This window comes from Oleiphilus sp. HI0128, from assembly GCF_001635365.1.
Window position 1 is genome coordinate 1 of the sequence record NZ_LWGG01000874.1, and the last position, 3,213, is coordinate 3,213.

At 38.3% G+C, this 3,213-nt stretch carries 7 protein-coding genes; 6 read left to right on the plus strand and 1 reads right to left on the minus strand.

All coding sequences use genetic code 11. The features are described from left to right. Window positions 1-135 precede the first annotated feature (135 nt). Window positions 136-474 (plus strand): hypothetical protein, encoded by a 339-nt coding sequence (locus A3763_RS13840; RefSeq protein WP_068634012.1) that lies wholly within the window; start codon window positions 136-138, stop codon window positions 472-474. A 13-nt stretch (window positions 475-487) separates the two neighbouring features. Here A3763_RS13840 and A3763_RS30150 read toward each other — a convergent pair whose 3' ends face one another. After that, window positions 488-718, minus strand: coding sequence for a helix-turn-helix transcriptional regulator (locus A3763_RS30150; protein WP_068633647.1), 231 nt, complete (start codon window positions 716-718; stop codon window positions 488-490). Between the two features lie 274 nt (window positions 719-992). On the opposite strand from A3763_RS30150, the gene A3763_RS13850 reads away from it, so the two are divergent. From A3763_RS13850 to A3763_RS13870, 5 genes are read left to right on the plus strand one after another with little or no spacing between them, the layout of a single operon-like run. Then, window positions 993-1,226, plus strand: a complete 234-nt coding sequence (locus A3763_RS13850; RefSeq protein ID WP_068633649.1) for an EexN family lipoprotein — start codon at window positions 993-995, stop codon at window positions 1,224-1,226. 13 nt (window positions 1,227-1,239) lie between these two features. Continuing rightward, window positions 1,240-1,725: a hypothetical protein gene (locus tag A3763_RS13855; protein WP_068634011.1), complete on the plus strand. Its 486-nt coding sequence runs from the start codon at window positions 1,240-1,242 to the stop codon at window positions 1,723-1,725. A gap of 26 nt (window positions 1,726-1,751) precedes the next feature. Further along, a complete protein-coding gene (locus A3763_RS13860) occupies window positions 1,752-2,168 on the plus strand; it encodes a DUF4878 domain-containing protein (RefSeq protein WP_156495004.1) in 417 nt (138 codons plus the stop codon). A gap of 51 nt (window positions 2,169-2,219) precedes the next feature. Next, window positions 2,220-2,855, plus strand: a complete 636-nt coding sequence (locus A3763_RS13865; RefSeq protein WP_068633635.1) for a PEP-CTERM sorting domain-containing protein — start codon at window positions 2,220-2,222, stop codon at window positions 2,853-2,855. Between the two features lie 24 nt (window positions 2,856-2,879). Continuing rightward, window positions 2,880-3,155: a hypothetical protein gene (locus A3763_RS13870; RefSeq protein ID WP_068633637.1), complete on the plus strand. Its 276-nt coding sequence runs from the start codon at window positions 2,880-2,882 to the stop codon at window positions 3,153-3,155. The last annotated feature ends 58 nt before the right edge of the window (window positions 3,156-3,213 follow it).

The following is a 3,213-nucleotide window of genomic DNA, read 5'->3' on the forward strand; positions in this document are numbered from 1 at the left end:
TTTCTGCTATAAAAAGTAAAAAAAATGGAAAAAAGCAAATTTTGGCTATTGACCAAGTATGTCTATCAGGGGTATAATTATTAAGCCGGTTGGCGCAAGCAGTAATGAGCGGGTAATATTTTGGGAGAAGTGTTCTTGATTAAGAGTAATGATGAAGGAATTCTTGGTAGCGGTCAAACTAGAAAGCTAATGAAACTTTCACAGTATAGAGAGGTTTATTTTCAAAAAGGATCGCAGCCTTCAATAAATACTCTAAAGAAATGGATAAATCAGAATTCTATAGATGGTCGTAAGATAGCTGGCCAATATTATGCTTATTCTGAGCCTGACATTATCACAGTAGAAACTGCGTCAAATGAGCCTGTTGGAAATATTTCTCACGCCTCACAGCAATCTATTGGTGGCAAAGAAGTGTGTCAGGTGGAGGACATTTATTCCATTTTCGAAGATGTAACGGGGAGGAAAGTAGCATAAATGACTTTTCTTTTTACTCTAAAATCTTCAAACCTTCTAGTGGGTCAATACCTAGAACTTTAACTATCTGGGCATACTCTTGCACTGATATTCTTTTCTCGCCAGATTCAATTTTAGATACGTACGATTGATGCTCGTTTAGAAGTTTAGCAAATTCAATCTGTGTCAATTCCTTGGCTACCCTAGATTTAATAAGCCAATCTTGAAATCGTTTATATTTTGGTGTGTTAACAGACCTTTCCATATTGTGGTCATGTTATTAGCGTGCTAGCATTATCCCAAATTGGGATAATTGAGTGCTGTTAAGGAAACACAAGTGCGTTTTAGGTATCTAAGACCTGTATTAATTTCTTTAGTAGTTAGCTTGGGCGAATGGTGGAATTAATGATTCTGCTTTATGCAAAACTCATAGCCACCATTGATTGCCGAGGTAGCTTCCCGCTCTAGCAAGATTATTTTCGAGTACGCATTCAACGAAGCCTCACCAGATATGACTTAAACATCATAAGGATCTAATAATGAAAAAAACTGGAATATTTTGTCTGTCGCTTTCAACAATTTTTTTAAGCGGCTGCGGAGAATCGGTGCCAACTGTTGAAGAGTTAATAGCTGACGAAGATCGATTGATCGCATTGGTCGAAGAGTGCAACTCAATACCCAAAGCTGAGGCCGAAGAAAGTGAAACATGCCATGTGGTTATAGAGGCGCTTTCTAAGGCTATGGCTGATGGTTTCAACGCATTATTGAAGTAAATAAGGAATCGACATGAAAATAATTTTTGTACTTGTGTTATCTGTTTTTCTTACAGGGTGTGGGAGCCAAGACCCAAATGAAATTGTCGAAGAGTTTTACGAGTTGCTCATATATTCAGACCTTAAAGATAACGAGAACAAACATGCATTTCTTGGTTTTACAACTGGTCGATTGAAAACAAAGTTAGGTGAAAAATTCGAGTATGCAGACAAAAATGAACAGCCGTATGAGATGCAATTTATTCCGGTCTTGGGAGTATACGGCAACATACTTGAGCTTTCAGATGTGAATATTGAGATAGAGAAAGAAGAGTTTGTAGAGAAAGATGGAGAGGTTGTTAGCGCAACAGTAATCGCGAAGACTTCTGGAGAGATAAAAGACGAGACTTGGTTTTCAAAGGATAAGTTTAGTTTCACGTTAGATAACGACCAGTGGAGAATCACAAAAATTGTATTTGCTCATGAAGGTGGCGCTGGTTCACCTGTCAGTTTCCCTTAAGTAATAAGAATATTGGAGCTAGTTTTATGTACAGTCTAAAGGAAAAAGTTTTATGTATTTTTCTTTTTCTACCGTTAATGGCGTGCGGCTCTTCAGATCCATCTCCAAGTGATGCTGTTGAACAGTTTTTTGATTTGGTTCTCGAAGGCAACTTGGATGATGATCAAGTATTGAATCAAATGTCAGCACTAACAACAGGCAAAATTAAAGAACGAATCGACTCTAGAAAGAGAATTAGTAAGTTTAAGAAGATTTCTAAAACCATTAACGAGGCAAATGGTTCGATTGAAACCGATGGTTACGACATTGATGGAAGTGAAGCCAATGTCACTCTTCTCATTGTAGGTGAAGATGACAACGGAGAAGAAATTAAAGACGAATCAACTGTGGAATTACGAAGTGAGAATGGTCAGTGGTTGATATATAGCATGAAGGGTGCTTAGGACAAAATCATAAAGAGATAAAAACTAATAAATCAATAAAAGGAAATACACATGAAACGAGTAGTAGCGATTGCATTATCTGCATTATCGATAAACGCATCAGCAGGATTCATATCTCAAGATTCTGGCTTTGGTGTTGATACTATAACCTTGCACGAAGAAACGGGGTTAGAGTGGCTGGACTTAACAGCCACACAAGGTCGTACAGTTAACGATGTGCTAGGTCAGCTTGATACAGGTGGCGATTACTCTGGTTTCCGTCATGCTACCTTCGATGAAGTAATCACAATGCAAGAAGGCTTTGGTATTACTTACAATCTTTCTTCTTTTGATCATGCAGTTGGCCAGCAAAACGCTAGCATTGCAGCAATGGCAAATTATCTAGATTTCTTTGGTGCTACTGGTACTAATGAGGATGATGTATTCGGATTCGGTACAGTAGTTCGCGATAACGGTGAAGATCGTACTTTCTGGTCAATTTATGATAACGATGCAAGTGCTTTGTTTGATACAGATACTGGTTATTTACAAGATATATTCTTTGCTCAAGCACGCAATATTTCAGATCCATTCACTGGACAATTTTTGGTTCGATCTGACGTATCGCAAGTATCAGAGCCAAGTACGTTTGCGTTGCTAGGTCTTGGAATGGCTGGGTTGGGTTTTGCCAGACGTAAAAAAGCTTAAGTGTAATAAATAGGGATAGATATTATGAACGATACAATTCAGCAAGCTCGTCTTCAAAATCAAATGAAGAACCCAATCGTCGCGTTAGCTCTAGGTTTTTTTATTCCCGGAGCAGGGCAGATGTATGCGGGTTCAATGATGTGGGGAGTAATTAATTTAATTCTAATCGTTGTTTTGGCGGTAACAGTGATTGCTTCGCCAGTCGCCTTCATTCTTTGGCTTGTTTCTTTGTTTTTGGGATACAAGGGAACAAAGCAATTCAACGATAAGGTGTTGGACGGAGCTGAGGCTTCCTCATAATTTTTCTCTAATATTTTGCCCCTAAATTTGTTTAGGGGCTTCATGTTTCTTACCTCTC

What these genes read in the sequence shown, in the direction of transcription:
- A3763_RS13850 (WP_068633649.1), top strand. Translation starts at nt 993, where the DNA reads ATGAAAAAAACTGGAATATTTTGTCTGTCGCTTTCAACAATTTTTTTA.
- A3763_RS13865 (WP_068633635.1), top strand. Translation starts at nt 2,220, where the DNA reads ATGAAACGAGTAGTAGCGATTGCATTATCTGCATTATCGATAAACGCA.
- A3763_RS13855 (WP_068634011.1), top strand. Translation starts at nt 1,240, where the DNA reads ATGAAAATAATTTTTGTACTTGTGTTATCTGTTTTTCTTACAGGGTGT.
- A3763_RS30150 (WP_068633647.1), bottom strand. Translation starts at nt 718, where the DNA reads ATGGAAAGGTCTGTTAACACACCAAAATATAAACGATTTCAAGATTGG.
- A3763_RS13860 (WP_156495004.1), top strand. Translation starts at nt 1,752, where the DNA reads ATGTACAGTCTAAAGGAAAAAGTTTTATGTATTTTTCTTTTTCTACCG.
- A3763_RS13870 (WP_068633637.1), top strand. Translation starts at nt 2,880, where the DNA reads ATGAACGATACAATTCAGCAAGCTCGTCTTCAAAATCAAATGAAGAAC.